Origin of the sequence: Sphaerotilus microaerophilus (assembly GCF_023734135.1) — a bacterium.
Lineage (GTDB): Bacteria > Pseudomonadota > Gammaproteobacteria > Burkholderiales > Burkholderiaceae_C > Sphaerotilus > Sphaerotilus microaerophilus.
In genome coordinates this window covers 3,064,405-3,079,794 of the sequence record NZ_AP025730.1, presented here as the reverse complement: position 1 = coordinate 3,079,794, position 15,390 = coordinate 3,064,405, and the positions used below count along the sequence as shown (strand labels likewise).

Here is a 15,390-nt window from a genome sequence, read left to right as displayed (position 1 = left end):
GGAGCCTAGCGTGCCAGCTTCTCGTGGTACTTCGCGAGTGACCAGTCGAGGATGACGGGCTCAAGCCGGATGTCGTGATCGGCCAGGACGGCCTCCCACCCATGCCAGTCGGTGTCGCCAGCGAAGGCTATGGGGCAAGGCCCCAATGTGTTCACCGCCACGTAGGCCGCCGCGGCCATCTTGTGGTCGGCGAGGTCGTACATGGCCGCCGCCACGGGTGGCGGCAGTGTCCTGTAGCTGTCACCATCAGGTTCCAGGTCCACCGCTTCGACGGCCGACGTCGACCACTTGTGCATCACCACCTGGATGCCGAAGTCGTTGAATCCGAGCTTGTTCTCATACTCGCTCTGGATTTCTTGATCACGGTCCAGCACCAAGAAGCTGTCAGATGCCTGGAAGTTATCCAGCCACTCCCACACCTTTTTGCGCCACTCGGGCTCGCGGGGCGTGGCGTCGATGTCGGCCGGATGGGTGGGGTCCGCGGCGCTGGCTGCGATCAGCACGTTGGTGTCGACCACGTAGCGCGGGCTCATGACGCAGCCTTCTTGGCGGCTTGTCGATCGAACATCAGCCTTGCCTGCTCGCGGGTTTCGCCCAACGCGTCCCCGAAGAACTTGTCTGGCCAATTGGTCAGCCGGCCGAAGTCGTCCAGCTTCAGCTCACGCAGCTTGGCCGCCTGACCATCGCGTTCCACGAAGTAGAGCGCTGCCTGCTCTGGCTGCACCTCCTGCCGGGCGATCAGGGTCTGCAGCCGCCGGAACAGGTGCTCGGAGTGCGTCTCCACGATGAACTGCACCCCCCGCTCTGCGCTGATCTTGGCGAGCAGCTCGGCCAGCTTGGCCTGGGCCAGCGGGTGGAGGTGGCTCTCGGGCTCCTCGACGATGACGATGTGGCCTGGCTTTGAGAACAGGGCCGCCACCACCACCGGGATGACCTGCGAGACGCCGACGCCCACGTCCTTGAGGTTGACCACGGCGTCACGGTGCTTGACGAGCAGCTCATAGCGGGCCGAGTTACCCAGCGCGCGCACTTGAAGGCCGTCAGCAATCTCAAGCGTCTTCAACCATTGCTCGGCCTCGCGGAAGATGCGGCCCGCTTCGCCTGCCGAGCCGGGCTTTCCCTGCTGGGCGACGCCGCTGGCGATGAGCACATCCACCGCCCGCCCGCCGTCGTCGCCGATGTGGGCGGGCATGCGGCCACTCCACACGTAGTCCCGGCGGGCCAGCTGGCGCACGGGGCCCAGGTAGATGATGCGGCTCAGTTCGTCCAGCAGCGCTGGGCCCACCGGGCGGATCTCATCGGCCAGCGGGCCGAGCTTGTTGAGCGTGGCGGCGGAGAAGGCGAAGGAGCGCTCGGGGCGGAAATCCGCGCTCTGGCCCTCGGGGCGCTGACGTGTCGCCAGTTGCAGGCGGTAGATGCCGGGCTTGCGGCGCAGCACCGTGAAACCTTGTCCATCCTGGCCCAGGCGAAGAGCGTCGAGTTCGGCGCTGCCGGCCGGGCCGGCGCGGTAGCGTGCCGAGAACAGGGTGGTGTCGGCCGTGGCGCTGCCGTGGGGCTGCCAGCGGAACTCGATGCCCACCTGGCTGTCAGGTGTGGTCTCGGTAGCCTGGCCGTGGCGGCACAGCAGGTCGCTGAACTGGCCCATCGTCACCGTGTCGTCGGCGTCGGGGTTGCCCAGGTTCAGATCCAGGCCCGCGTCGTCGCCTTTCACGGTCTGGCGCATCAGCAGCAGGCTTTGGATGAGGCTTGATTTGCCCGACGAATTGGTTCCCAGCAGCAAGGTCAGCGGCGCCAGCCGCATGGGGCCGGTGCTGCGCCAGATCTTGAAGTTTTCGAGCTTGAGGTGCGTAAGCATCAGTTGAGCGTTCCAGCTTCCAGGCGGTCCCAGGCATCCAGCACCCATTCAGCCGTGCGGAAGCGGCCGAACTCTCTCTCTTCCTTGTCCTTCAGCACGCGGAAGGTCTCGGAGGGGTAGCCTGAATCCATCACGGACGCTGGATCAAGGATGTAGCGAAGCTCGTCCTTGGTCAGGCCGTAGAGGCGGGCATAGTAGGCGTCGAGCTCTGCCCGGAGGCGAGCTCGACGCGTGGGGTCGAAGGCGAACGGCATGCCGTCGTACCCCAGGTCTTGGGCCCAGGGCTGTAAGTCATGCGCCGTGTAGGTCAGCTCCAGGACGCGCGGCACGATGAATGCCAGATCCGCGCTCTGGTAGTGTTGCGGAGGCAGAACCGGGTACTGCATGTAGTACCCGTAGGTCATATTTGTTCCTCCGAGCTTCTGCCTGACGATGTAGTCGAAAGCCAATGCGGTCATGTTGGCTAGGTAGGCTGCCGCCAGCGGCGCCGGCTTGCTGATAAACCAGATCGGCATCGAATGCCCGACTCCTACAAGCGGCATCACCGTTGCGATGAAGCTCCTTTCGTCGGTGCTTCTTGCGATGTTGCGCCACCCCATCAACCACCTATTACGCCACCCCCTATCCGCTAACCTCTGCTCCACCTCCTCAGCCCTCACCCAATAACGGGGCGCCACTTCGCGGAACGGGTCGGCCTTCTCCGCTACGGTGAGATCGCGGCTGTTGCCTTCGGGGGTGTAGGTGGCCCAGCGGTGGTCGAAGTGGTGGATGAGCTTGGCTTCGTAGAGCGGAAGCAAACCCGGCCTCGGCGCGTCGGCGAACAAGTGACTATCGTTGGCCATGTCGAGCATCCGCATGAACGACACGCCCCAGGGGTTGCCGTCAGACTTGTTCTCGTCGATCAGCACGGGCGCTGCTCGGTAGAGCTTCTTGGTGAGTTCCGCGTCGCGCTCGCTGCGGAACACTGGACAGGTGAGCGTGTTGGGGTTGATGAGACGGAACTCATCGGGCGTGAGCGTGAAGCGCCGACGTGGGTCGGTCAGCTGGCTCACCTGACTTGCGAAGCACACGAACTCTGCCTGCTCGGCCTGGCCCAGCGTGAGCAGGCAGAACTTGTAGCTGCGGTGGACTGAAGGGAATACCGCCTCGCGGTTCTCAATGTCGTAGAGGCTGACTAGACGGTTGTTTTGGGTGATGTGTCCGAAGTAGGCCTTGGTGCTGTCGTCGGTGGCGATGCCGGTGGGCACGATGAAGCCAGCCCGGCCGGCAGGGTTCGTCACCTGGCTGATCGTCTCGGCAAACAGGGCATAGGTGTTCACGTCTCCCACACCCGTGAGCGGGTAGCGCCCCCCGTCTTCACCCTTCACGTGCGCAAACAGGCTGGTAGCCTCGGCCGTGCGGCGGGCAGTGATGAACTCGTCGAAGAGACGCTGTTCCGCGTCGCTCTCGGCCGGAGAGTGGTGCGAGGTTTCGCCTGGGAACAGGTGCTGCGCCAGCATGCCCTCGCTCAGCCACTGGATGCGCTGGCTGCGCTCCGCCTTGTTCTTGGCCTCGGCGATGGCGGTGTGGCGGGTGGCGAAGAACTCTTCCTCCTGCAGCTTGATGCGCTCCCAGGGCGGATTGCCCAGCACGCAGTCGAAGCCACCCGCAGCAAACACCTGCGGAAAGGCCAGCGGCCAGTGCAACACACGGGCCTTCTCGCAGGCCTCGTTGGCCGCCGCTTGCACGGCTTGCCGGGCCTGCTGCAACGGCATGCCCAGCAGCGTGAGGTAGAGCGTGGCCGTGGAGGGGATGGTGCCTGCCGTCGCTTCGGTCTTGGGCAGCAGGTAGGCACCCAACAGTTGATTGGCGGCCTGGGCAAGCCGCCCGGTGCGCGCTTGGGTGAGGTAGGTGTCGTAGGCCTGGGACTTGGCCGCAATCTGTGCGGTGTCACCCTCGGGCATGGCCTCGATGGCCTGCAGCGCCGCCAGCCCACTGTCGGCCTGGTGCACCACGTCCAGCTGGCCAAAGGCCTTGGACAGGCGCTTCTTCTCCAGGTCTTTCAACGCGGCGCTGTTGGCCTTGGTGAGCACCTTGCACACGGCCTTGTCGTCGCCCGACAGCACCTTGAACGCATCCTTGGCGATGCCGTGCTCCAGCGCCTTCAGGTCCGTCAAGCCCAGCAGCGCGTCACCGACCTGCAGATGGTGGTCCAGAAAGCTCAGAGGCCGCCCCTCCTCGAAGCCTTCGATCCACAGCGCCGTGCGCGCCAGCTCGATGGCCATCGGGTTGCGGTCGACACCGAAGATGCAGCGGGCCACCACCTCGCGCATGGCGTGCCGGTAAGCCTGCGGCGTGACGGCCCCATCGGCGGAGCGCAGCGCAGCCACGCGCTCGGCCATGCGCCGTGCAGCAGCCAGCAAGAAGTGCCCGCTGCCGCAAGCCGGGTCCACCACCTTCATCCCAAGGAGGGCCTCGACCGGCTGCTGGGGGTTCTGGGCGATGCGGTCTTCGATGACGGGTTCAAGTGCGCTGCGGATCAGCTCCTGCACCAGGCTCTTGGGCGTGTAGTAGCTGCCGCTGGTCTTGCGCTCGTTCCCGGCGGTGCTGCCCTCGCTGGTGAGGCCCACGAAGCCGAAGCTGCGGTTGTGAACGTCCGGATCGGGCACCAGCTCCAGCAGGCTCTCATAGACGCTGCCCAGCTCCTCGGTGTCCATGTTGTGGTAGCTGATGGGCGTGAGCGAGCCCCCTGCCGTGGTCGTCCAGCGCAGGCTCTTGATGGCCGCGAGGAGGGCTGCGTTGCTCAGCGAAGCTTCGTCCAAGTCCGGACACTGGGCATCGGCGAACAGACCACCCAGAGCCGGCAGGCCCAGCCGCGGCTGGCCCTTGCCCAAGCCGCGGAACACGATGCGCACCGCCTGCCAGAGATCGTTGTGGCGGTTCTGGGCCCGACGGCGCAGGGCCAGGTCGCGAAGGCGGGCCATGGCGTAGCCCTCGGCGTACAGCTGGGCCGCTGCGTGGCGAGCCTGGGCCGTAGCGTCGTCGTCGCCCGGCTGAGCGGTCGCGGGCACCAGGCCACGCTCCTCCACCGTGAAGAGAAATATGAAGCGGTACACCAGCCGCAGCAGCTGGGCAAAGTAGTCATCGCGCGTCAGGTCGCCCGTCTGCAGCTTCACGCGCAGGGCGTCGTTCGCAGGGTTCTGAATGAAGCCTTGGCCCAAGGTGATGAGGGCCTCGGTCACCCCGCGGCGCAAGCCTTCGCGGACGCGGGTGCCTTCTTCTTGGCCGGCTTGCTGCCAGGTGGCCCACGCCACGGGCGGCGGCGCCTTGGTGGCGTCTTCGGTGGCCAGGTCCAGCAGGCCGGCACGGCTGGCTTGCAGCAGGTGCCAGGCGCTGCGGAACTCCACAAAGCGCTGGCCGGCCAGCAGGTCTTGCAGGTCCACTTCCAGGTAGCTCGGCCGGGTGAGCGTGGCGGCATCGCGCAGCAGGCGCAGGGTGCGCCCGTTGCTCACCAGGGCCCATTCGTGGGCAGGGCTGGCGTTGAGGAACTCCTGGGCCAGCTGGAACGGAGACTTGCGCTTGGCCCCCGAGCCCTGCACCGCAAAGCGCGGGTCGGGGTCGTCCAGGCCTTGGTTGTGCGGGGCGACGACGACGGCTACGGGTTTGGCGCCCGCGGCCTGCGCGGCCGGAGCCGGGTGTGCGAGGTGAGTGATGGGGTAGACGCGGTCGCCCACCGGCACACCGCTGACAGCGGCGACCGCAGGGTAAGCCAGGGCATCGCGCAGCAGCTCGCAGACGAACTGCATGCTGGCACGTTGCGGGTTGAAGTCAGTGCGCTCCAGCAGCCCTGCAAAAGTACGCCATTGGGCGCTGGCGATCTGGAAGGCGCGGCTGGCCTCGTCGCGCAGCTTCAGGCCCCTGGGCAGGCCGTAGTCGGCCTCGGTCTGCAGGCGGCCCTGGCCAAGTGCCGCCTTCTCCAGGATGTCGGGCAGGAACAAGCTGCCTTCCAGGCGCAGTGCCGGAAGGTTCAGGCCGGTGGTTCGAGAGGTCTTCATGTTCTTGTGGTCAGGCTGCAGCGTCACACCGCATCGGGCAGCAGCACGTACACGCCCACTACGTCTACTGGCAGGCAGGGCTGCACGTGGTGTTGGCCGCCCCCGCGGCGCTCAGTGGCCTTGCGCACGCGTTCGTGGTCTTGCAGCAGCTCGGCGGCGCGCTGCCGGGCCAGCTCTTCGAGCCGAGGGGTCTCTGCCTGCAGTGCGGCCAGGGCCCTCGTCACTTCGCGTTCAGCGGCTTCGCGCGGCAGGTTGCCGGCCGGGGTGCTTTCGAGCAGGCGAGCGGCCTCGGGGCCGGTCAGCCACTCAGGGTTCTGCCGCCCGCGTATGGCCAGCGCCACGCACTCCTCGGCCAGCATTTGAAAGCTCAGCTGCTTGCGCTGGTAGGCCAGTTGATGGCGAAGGCGCAGCAGCACCACGGTGGTGACGCGGTCCACGCTGGCGGTGACGGTGGCAGCGCTGCGCGCGGCCAGGGTGCTTTCGCCCTGCAGCGAAGTTTCGATCAGGTACTCGGCCAGCACGCTCACCAGCGGGTGGCTGCGGTGCAGCTCGGTTGTGTCCAGCAGCAGCGGCTTGCTGCTGCCTTCGGGCACCAGACCTTCGTCGGCCAGGCGCAGGCGCAGCGGCTCTGGCAGGTGTTGGGGGTGCAAGCGGTGCTGGCCGCGGTAGGCCTCCAGCGGGGCGTTCAGGCGCGCACAGGCGCTGGCCAGGAAGCGCTGCACGTCGGCCTGCGAGCCCAGTGCCTCTTGCTGCTTGTGCCACTCGGGCAGCACCTCGGCGGGCCGAATGGCCCGCTGGGCAAACACGGTGCGGTTGCTTCGGGCTTTGTCCAGAGCGTCTTGCCAGCGCGTCTGCAGCGGCGCGAGCAGTTGCTCGGGCTCGCCGAAGTCGAAGGCCTGCTGCGGGCTGGAATTGCTGCTGGTGCTGCGGCGCATCAGTGCTGCCTTGACCAAGGCCTGGTTGATGCGGGGGCGGTCTTCGGGCATGGGCACCAGCACGCCCAGCTCCTTCTGAATGGCATCACCCTTGCGCAGGATGACCTTGAGCACAAAGCCGTCGACGGGGTTGTCTTGCCCGTAGAGCATGGTGCAGCGCACTTCGGTGGCGCGCTGGCCGTAGCGATCGACACGGCCTTCCCGCTGCTCGTGGCGGGTGGGGTTCCAGGCCAGGTCGTAGTGCACGACGGCGGTGAACAGGTGCTGGAGGTTGATGCCCTCTGACAGGCAGTCGGTGGCCACCAGCACGCGGCCGGTGTCCTTGTCGGCCTCTCCCATGCGGTTGACGCGTTCGCGGCGCTCTTCGGGCACCAGTTCGCCCGTCACGGCATCGACCAGGGCCTTGGGAAAATGCTTGCGCAGCTCGGCGGCCACGTAGTTGGCGGTGGCCACGTAGCGGCAGAACACCACCGGCGCGTAGCCGTCCTTGAGCAGGTCGGCGACGTGCGCCACCAGCGCGGCGAGCTTGGGGTCGCCCGCTGCGCCGCTGAGGCGTTCGGCCGTGGCGATGAGGGCTTGCAGGCGTTGCGCACCGGTCTCCGCCTGCAGCTGGGCGGCAGGCTCCAGATCGAGGCTGCTCAGGTCTTCGGCTCCACCATCCTGCAGGTCAGCCAGGGCAGCGTCTTCTTCGCTGTCGTCGCCGTCTTCCCCCAAGCCCAGGTGTCCTTCGAGCCGGGTGTTGAGGGCTTTGGCGGCTGCAGCGGGCGAAGACGCGACGCAGCGCAACAGGGCCAGCGTGGCATACCAGATCAGCCGTGCGCCGCCAGCGTCGCCCGAACGCTCGACCGTCTCGGCCAGCTCCCGGCAGTAAGCCTGCACATCGTCAAAGAAGCCGCCCCAGGCGCCGCTGAGGCGGTAGGTGACCTCCGTCTTCATGCGCCGAGGGAAACCGTGGCCGTCTTGGGTGGCGGTCTGCCATTCAACGATGTCTTTCCGACGGCGCTGGACGAAGTGCAGCGCCAGTTGCTCGCGCAGCGGATCGTCCTTCGAAGTGCGGTGTTGCAGCTCTGCGAAGACCGGATTGAGCAGCGACAGCAGGTTGAAGAACGCCACCTCATCACCCGAGTGGGGCGTGGCGGTCAGCAGCAACAGATGCCGGTCTGCATTGCCCGCCAGACGCTGCAGGAGTTCAAAGCGCAGCTGCTTGCCGGCACCGCTGGCCGCACAGGTATGGGCTTCGTCCACCACGATGCACTCGGGTGCGATGGAGAGGAAATGCTCGCGGTGGCGCTCGCTCTTGATGTAGTCCAGGCTGACCACGACAACCGGGTGGTGGTCGAACAGGCCCACGCCGTGAGGCAATTGCCGCTCCAGACGGCTGGCGCTGGCGGCTGTCAACGCCACGGCGGGCAGGTTGAAGCGCAGCTGCAGCTCGCCCTGCCACTGCTCCACCAGGTGGGGCGGGCAGAGCACGGCCAAGCGCTGGATTTCGCCGCGGTCCATCAGTTCACGGACGATCAGCGAGGCCTCGATGGTCTTGCCAATGCCGACGTCGTCGCCAATCAGCAGCCGCACGGTGGGCAGCCGCAAGGCCATCAGCAGGGGCACGAGCTGATACGCCCGCGGCTCCACAGCGATGTTGCCGAAGCTGCGGAAGGGGCCCGCACCGGAGCGCAGCTTCAGGCGCAGGGCATCACGCAGTAGCAGAGCCGCAGCATGGTTGCCCGCCTGGGCCGGGTTGGGCTTCTCGAACGTGGCCGGTTCGACGGGGCTGAACTCCTCCAGCTCCGGCAGCAACGTGATCACGTCGTCGTCAGAGCCGCCCAGGGGCCGCAGGCGCAGGGCGGAGGCGCCATCAGACAGCCGGGTGTCGGACTGGACTACCCATTCGCGGCCACGGGCCCGAACGAGATTGCCAGGCTGGAACTCGGTGGCGGTTGTTGTCATCAGCTTGCGGAGCAGAAATCAGGTGAACAGGGAGGCGTGAGTGCTGAATTGTTGCGCCCACTGGGAAGGGTCTGACATGTCCAGCACGGTCCAGCCCAAATCGGCCAGTTCCGACACCACGTCGGACGGCAAAGGTTCGAGGGCTACGAGCGTGCGGGTCGCCTTGTAGCGGGCCGCCACCTGGGCTCGGCCACCGAGGACGGCCAGCGGGCCTTCGTCGGGGGCGCGGCAACCTGCAGCCCGGACGGCCAGCAGCCACTGGGCGTGTTTGTCGTCGCCAGCGGCAGCCAGGGGCTGCGTTGGCGCCGATGGGGCCGCGGCCTCTGCCGCCTGGGGGGCCACCCGGGCGTTGGCCAGGGCGACGAGCAGGCCGAGGGCGCCGGCGTCGCGGCGGTTGATGTGCTCGTGGTCTGGCTGATTGAAGTACGACAGCAGACACTGGTAGCAGCCGGCTTCGCAGATGCTGCTGCCGTCTTTGCGTTTGATTTCCAGCTCAGGCAGACCTTCCACCGACCAGGCGCCGGTGGGCTTGCGGTGGTGCATCAGCTCCAGCGCCTGTGCCGCCACCTGTGCCAGAGCATCAGGCTCCGTTGCGAGGCGCGTGAGTACACCGGCGCCGCCCTCTGCCGCTTCGTAGAACAGCAGGGCCTTGCGGTCGTCTTGGGTGGGCAGGGGCTCGGCAACCAACTCGGACTCTTCGATCTGGAACACCAGCTCGATGCCGCGCTTAAGCGCGGCCTGAAGCGTGGCCATGGCCGGGGCTTCGAGCGGCTTGACAGGGGCCAGGATCAGAACGTTGCGATGGTCCTCAACGAAGGGGACGATGGACTGGTTGGGGACCTTGTTGAGCAGTTCCTCCGTGGCTTCCGCAGCGTCGTCGCTGCCGCCCGGTTCGTCCTTCCGGCTCCACTGGCCGGTGATGGGGTTGATGTAGAAGCCCAGCTGTTCCTTGTTCTTGCGTCGGCGCCAGCCGCGGTTGATGCGCCAGATTTGCGCGGCAGGGGCGTACTTCAGGCTGGCGAGCGGTGAGTCCGCATCGCCAGCAGCGTTCAGCACCAGCGAGGTCTGCAGGGCCGTCCGGCCCTCTGGGCCCGGCAAGAAGCGGTAGGTGGTCTGGAGCTCGAAGCCTTGGCGCTGGCGGTCTTCGTCGTTGATGGAGATGCGCTCCACCGGGACGGTCTCGACTGTCTCGATGCGGTAGAGGTTGCGCACCCAGTCGTGGTCGGTGAGCAGGGCGCCGCAGTTCTCGCACAGGTTCTCGGTGGGTTCGGAGCCATCTTCTCCGCCCATGTGCGCGTAGCCGCACTGGCTGCACACCCGACTGGCCACGGTGGCCAGCGTGGTGTTGCCCGACACGTGATCGGCCGAGCCCACGTTGAGCTTGGCCCGGACCACCCGGTACATGCGGCCCTGGTGGTAGATGAGGCTACGGGGCCCGAACTCCGAGAGCGCAAGGAACCGGGGGCGACTGACCATGCTGCCCTCGTCGTCCTTGCCCTTGACCGGGCTTCCGCCCCTGGCCGGAATCCAGGCCATTAGCGGCAGGCGCGGGAAGTTGTAGCCCGGCAGAAAACCCTGGCTGGCCAGATAGCGGTAGGTGTAGAAGTCCGAGTTCTGGGTGTTTCCCGACTTCAGGAGCACGGCGTACTGCCGGGCGGCATCGCCATAGCGGCGCTGCGCGTTCTGCTTCTCCTGGTGGGTGGTGGTGTAGCTCTTCACCACCTGGTCGGCCATGTCCATCTGCTTGCGGGTGGCGTCGACCATCACGCGCCAGCGGCCGAAGGCGGCGCTGAACTCTGCACTGGCCTGCTGCATGGTGGCCGCTACGTGGGCTTCGGTGAACCACGTGCTGGACGACAGCAGCGGGCGAACCTGCCGCATAAGGCGCTCACCGCTTTCGGTGGCACGGTGGGTGACCTCAGGCGCTTCGAGTGCCGACCGGAGCGCCGCCATGAGCGGCTTATCAGGCTTCTCCAGATCCAGCAGCGGGGCGATGCTCGTGTCCAGTTGCACCTGGGCGGCCGCCAACCACACTGCGTGCAGATGGCTGTCGATGAGATCGCGGTTCGCCAGATCTAGCGTGGGCGGGCGGACCACGCCGTGGACCATCTCGTTGGCATGGTGGAAGAACCACTGGTCGTGCGGGCTCAGGGCCGCACAGTAGGTGATGACCAGCGCTTGCTGCCCCGAGCGGCCAGCACGGCCACTGCGCTGCGCGTAGTTGGCCGGCGTCGGGGGAACGTTGCGCAGGTAGACCGTGTTGAGGGCCGAGATGTCGACGCCCAGCTCCATGGTGGGTGAGCAGAACATCACTGGTAGCCGTTCGAGCGGGGCCTCGTGGGCAGGGTTCTCCAGCCAGTCCTTGCGGTCCTTCTCGGTGTAGCGGAAGCGCTGTTCCAATAGCTGGCGCCGGCTCGCATCAACCTGGGCGGTGTGCTCCTGCGCCTCGAAGTCGAACAGTGTGTGCTGCTGCTGAGTGAGGGTGGCGGCGACCGAGAGGTAGAGCTGGCGGAAGAAGCGGTTGTGCTTGCCCTCTTGCTCGACCTCGGGTGTGTCGACCAGCACCCAGTCCATCGCCGAGGCGTTCAGGCGCCAGCCGATCAGGTTGGGCTCGACCTCGTGTCGCTGCGCGTAGCCGTAGCGCGAGGCTCCGACCAGGAACAGTTGCAGCAGCTCCAGCCACTGCGCGTCTTTCCAGCCCTTGACGTTGCCCAGCAGGTTGGGTGACTTCCACAGGGGCAGCGCCTTGAGCTCCTTGAGAAGGCGCGAGCGTGCACCGCCGGGCACCAGATCGGTCCGAGGCTTGCCCTTCTTGTCGTCGGGTCGCTTGCTGAGAATCAACCAGCGCGACGTCTCGAGGTTCTCATCGCCAAAGGTCCACCGCTCGCTGAGGTACTGGAAGGCGGTGGCTTTGGCCCGCTCCTGCTCAACGGCGTCGAGGTAGCGGGTTTCGAGACACAGCGCTCGCCGCATCGCATCGAAGACGGTGATGGCCATCTCCGTGCGTTGGCCAGGGGTCATGGCGGACAGCACTGGGTTGGCGGCGAAAAGCGCTACCTCGCTACTGAACTCGTCAAGGCCGCGGTACTGGATGGCCAGCAGGTTGAGCTGGTCGAGGTTCGGATTGTTGAAGCGCCATCCTCGGCGCAGGTCTCGCAGCAGGAGGTAGCCCAGGATGAAGCGCAGCGTGCGCTGGGCCTCCTGGCGGGCCAAGCCCATCAGCTTGGGTGTCTTCAGGTACTCGGCGAGCGTACCGGCGTCGGTGCGGTCGAAGCCGAGTGCCTTGAACACAGCATCGGCCAAATGCTCTTCGTCGAGAGCTCCGCCTTGCTTCTGTAGCGCAGCCACGAGTGCCGAGCGGAGGGTGAGCAGGAAGATGAAGTCGTTGAAGTGCCCGGCCTGCAGGGCGGCGTCTTGCCGGTTGTCGGTAAAGCCCAGCAGCTTGCGGGGGTCAGGCTGATCTGTGGAAGGCTCGCCCAGCTCGAACAGCTGACGCACAGCGCTGAGGGTCAGCATGGTCGTCGCCGATGAGCGCCCTTCGCCGGACAGGCTGGCGAGGCGGTTCATGTCTTTGCCGTAGGCCTCGTGCGTGACCCCGCAGCCCAGGCAGAAGCGGTACTTCCCCGGAATGAACCAGTACGCGCCGCCGGGGCCCGTGGCGCCTTGCGGCGTGACGCTGACCGACTCCGGCACGGCGTGCTTGTAGGTGGACTTGACCTTGGGCTCGGCCTTGCTCAGGTCGAGCCAGCTCTCCGGCAGGTCCTCCCAGCTGTTGTAGGTCAGGTCAGGACGGATCGGGCAGAGGAAGCCATAGCGCGCATCCTCGTCATCGTCTCCGGAGATGTCGTCGATCTCGCGGGGATCGAAGGCTGGTGCGCCCTTGCCGGAGCGCCACACGGGGTGGTACTCCTGCCCACAATCGCGGCAGAAGTGAACGGGGTAGAGGCGGGTGCCTTCTGTCTGGCGGCCCGGGGCGAAGCGCTGTGCGTCGAGCGTGATGTGTCGCTTGCCAGGAGCCTCTAGCGTGGCGAGCACCTTGCCCGGGCCGCTGATGAACTGGTGCAGCTTGAACGCGAAGGGGGCCCGGCCCTGCGGGGTGCGCATGTCGTGGGCAGCGACCAGAAAGCGACGAAGTCCCTCTTTCGCAACGGCGAGGTCAATCCCCGCATCAGCGGCCAGGCGGGAGGAGGCCTCATTGAGGGTGATCGGCTTCGCGCGGCGAGGCGGCTGGTCAGCAGGTAGGTTGATACCAAGGTTGAGCTCGACCCAGATGGCCAGTGGGTCGTCCTTGAAGGCGTCGAAGCTCGGCCACTGGTGTTCCGCCTTCAGGAGGGCGGCGTGGAGCAAGGGCTTGACGGCGGCGACGTCACGAGATGGGTTCGTGACCCGCTCCAGGGTCTCGCCGATCACATCGAGCGCTGTGAGCGGTGTGCCGAAGAGCAAGCTGGCCACGTCGGCGACGGCCTTGTTGCGATCGTCTTCGCGCTCAGAGGAGGACATCGTGGCCGATGTGCCAATGCACACCAGCTGCTCAGCCTGCAGGCGTTCTCGGATACGGCGCACGAGCATGGCGACATCCGCTCCCTGCCGGCCACGGTACGTGTGGAGTTCGTCCAACACCAGGAACTCCAGCCCGCGACAGTGATCGACCACGCGACGGTCGATGTCTTCGAAGCGAGTGAGGATCAACTCCAACATCATGAAGTTGGTGAGCAGGATGTCGGGCGGGTTGTCGGCGATCGCCTTGCGCTCGTCGCTGCTCTCCTGGCCGGTGTAGCGCTTGACGCTGAAGGGCCCTTGTCCCGTCTGATACCCGTGCAGGAACTTGTCGAGTTCTTCCAGCTGGCTGTTGGCCAGGGCGTTCATCGGGTAGATGACGATAGCGCGTGTGCAGGGTCTCGGGTCCGCCTGCTTCGCCTTGAGGATGCGGTCGATGACCGGGATGAAGAAGGAAAGCGACTTGCCCGACCCGGTGCCGGTGGTCACGACGTAGCTCTGCTGGTTCTGGGCCTTGGCGATGGCCTGCATCTGATGCTTGTACAGATGCAGGTCAGCCGGCTTGCCTTCGACCTTGCCAGCCTGGAACAGCGCTGCGCACGCTGGATGCAGGCTGCCGTCCTTGACGAGCTTCTGCACTGTGCCGTCGCGCTTGTAGTTGGGATTGATCTGAATGAGCGGCTCAGGCCAATAGCGTCCCCGCGCGTACTCCTCGTCGATCCGTGCGGCCAGGTCGTCGGCAGCGATGCGCGAGAAGCTGCGCGAAAACGCGGCGTACTCGTCGATGAGGCGGTTACGGAAATCGAAGACGTCTTGCACTTGTTGTTCTCCCCATGTTGCCAGCGCTACTACGCCGCGCCGGTCGGCCAGTCCTCGACGGTCAATCCCGGCACACGCTGGAACTCCCGCAGGTTTCGCGTGAGCAGAGTCATGCCGCGTGAGCGCGCATGGGCCGCGATGAACAAGTCGTGGTTGCCGCCGGGGATGCCGCTGCACTCCAGCGTGGCGCGGATGTCGGCGTAGTGCTCGTCGGCCGGCGTGTCCAGCGGCAGCACGGTCAGCGCCCGCAACAACTGATCCACCCGCTGCGTGAGCGGTGCCGAGGCCTTGCGCTCTGCGCCAAAGCGAAGTTCACACGCCGCGACGATGCTGGTGCAAACAGTATCGGGCTCAAGCGTGTTCAGTTTCTGGGCCAGGGGGCCGTGAGGGTTGCGAACTAGCTCGTAGAGCGCATTCGTATCGAGCATGTAGAGCCGCGCGCGCGGCTGCGGTTGAGTAGCAGCCATCACAGGCCCCCCCTGGACTGTGGCGGTAGGTCTTCCAGCTCGGGCAGAGCGCCATCCATCGGGGTCCACGACGCAAGCAGGTCGCGCAGCTTGTGCTTGCGGATGGGGGTCAGGATAAGGCTGTCGCCCTCCTTGCGAATCAGCACCTCGGAACCTTCCATCTCCAGTTCTCGCGGAATCCGGACCGCCTGGTTGCGGCCGTTGCGAAACAACGCGGCGTGGCGCTCGGTCACTTGGGCCTCCGAGAATTGGATTGGCATATGTTAAAACATATGTCGAACTGCACGTTACCGCGAAGCAGTCGGGGCATGGCTGCGTCGCTTACGTGTCGGTCCAAAGGCGAAGAGGTCCGTCCGGACGTGGCCGACCCTTGCAAGAGTCCGCGAGCATGAACGCCAGCTTGCGGCTCACGCCGGCGCTCGACGAGCTGTCACAGAGCGACAGCGCCCAGTCTGGAGCGACTCTTCCCCCAGCGCCTGCGCGCAGCCGCTCGTAGCCGGGTGATGTGTGTCGAAATCCGCTCCTCAACAACAGACAGCCCAGCGCCGCCGACGTCATGGCGCATGCGCAGTGGCCGCTGCTCCTCCGACAGGTCAGACCCAGTCTGCTCGAAGATCTCCAGCTGTACACGCTCGTGCGTGCAGGCCGCTGCCGACGCTGCGCAGGGCTGTTGGCTGCCGGAACAGCCACAGCCAACGCGCAGCGAACTGCGCATCACGCCCTGCGGACACCGGCCGGTGGTCTGGCCGGACGGCGTCACGGCCGCGATGAACCGGGCCGAAGGGTACGAGGTGGTGGCCTGCCCCGCTGCCCGTGCGAGCATCGGCACCACGTAG

At 66.3% G+C, this 15,390-nt stretch carries 8 protein-coding genes; 1 reads left to right on the top strand and 7 read right to left on the bottom strand.

Annotation, left to right across the window (positions count from 1 at the left end):
* Positions 1 to 5 precede the first annotated feature (5 nt).
* Genes NGK70_RS13335 through NGK70_RS13305 form a run of 7 tightly spaced genes read right to left on the bottom strand, consistent with a single transcriptional unit; the run spans position 6 to position 14,787 of the window.
* Positions 6 to 533 (bottom strand): hypothetical protein, encoded by a 528-nt coding sequence (locus NGK70_RS13335; protein ID WP_251969031.1) that lies wholly within the window; start codon positions 531 to 533, stop codon positions 6 to 8.
* A complete protein-coding gene (locus NGK70_RS13330; protein ID WP_251969030.1) occupies positions 530 to 1,855 on the bottom strand; it encodes an AAA family ATPase in 1,326 nt (441 codons plus the stop codon). Before NGK70_RS13330 ends, NGK70_RS13335 begins: the two co-directional genes overlap by 4 nt.
* Positions 1,855 to 5,889, bottom strand: coding sequence for an Eco57I restriction-modification methylase domain-containing protein (locus NGK70_RS13325; RefSeq protein ID WP_251969029.1), 4,035 nt, complete (start codon positions 5,887 to 5,889; stop codon positions 1,855 to 1,857). Before NGK70_RS13325 ends, NGK70_RS13330 begins: the two co-directional genes overlap by 1 nt.
* 23 nt (positions 5,890 to 5,912) lie before the next feature.
* Positions 5,913 to 8,771 (bottom strand): helicase-related protein, encoded by a 2,859-nt coding sequence (locus NGK70_RS13320; RefSeq protein ID WP_251969028.1) that lies wholly within the window; start codon positions 8,769 to 8,771, stop codon positions 5,913 to 5,915.
* An 18-nt stretch (positions 8,772 to 8,789) separates the two neighbouring features.
* Positions 8,790 to 14,087, bottom strand: a complete 5,298-nt coding sequence (locus tag NGK70_RS13315; protein ID WP_251969027.1) for a DEAD/DEAH box helicase — start codon at positions 14,085 to 14,087, stop codon at positions 8,790 to 8,792.
* Positions 14,088 to 14,116: 29 nt separating this feature from the next.
* On the bottom strand, positions 14,117 to 14,554 hold the full coding sequence (locus NGK70_RS13310; RefSeq protein ID WP_251969026.1) for a type II toxin-antitoxin system VapC family toxin: 438 nt from the start codon (positions 14,552 to 14,554) through the stop codon (positions 14,117 to 14,119).
* Positions 14,554 to 14,787: an antitoxin gene (locus NGK70_RS13305; RefSeq protein ID WP_251969025.1), complete on the bottom strand. Its 234-nt coding sequence runs from the start codon at positions 14,785 to 14,787 to the stop codon at positions 14,554 to 14,556. Before NGK70_RS13305 ends, NGK70_RS13310 begins: the two co-directional genes overlap by 1 nt.
* 405 nt (positions 14,788 to 15,192) lie before the next feature.
* Between NGK70_RS13305 and NGK70_RS13300 the strand changes: the two genes are divergently transcribed.
* Positions 15,193 to 15,390, top strand: coding sequence for a hypothetical protein (locus NGK70_RS13300; RefSeq protein ID WP_251969024.1), 198 nt, complete (start codon positions 15,193 to 15,195; stop codon positions 15,388 to 15,390).